We start from the raw sequence: 213 nt of genomic DNA on the forward strand, positions 1-213 counted from the left end.
ACAGTCGTAGTAGCAGTGGCCGTACATCCATTAGAGCCTGTAACAGTTACGGTATAAGTACCAGCAGTTGAGATATTTATGGCTGCACTTGTCGAGCCATTCGACCAAAGGTAAGAATTTCCACCTGAAGCTGTTCTAAGTACCGAAGTAACGGCACAACTTAGGTTATCAGAGCCATTAATTAGGGCATTGGGTAAACTTCCATCGTTAGTT

1 protein-coding gene is annotated in these 213 nt (G+C 43.7%); it reads right to left on the minus strand.

Annotated elements, in window-relative coordinates:
* A partial coding sequence (locus ABR854_RS26070; RefSeq protein ID WP_350268763.1) for a hypothetical protein occupies positions 1 to 213 on the minus strand: 213 nt, incomplete at both ends.

Source organism: Emticicia sp. W12TSBA100-4, assembly GCF_040253585.1.
In the GTDB taxonomy this organism is placed as follows: Bacteria; Bacteroidota; Bacteroidia; order Cytophagales; family Spirosomataceae; genus Emticicia.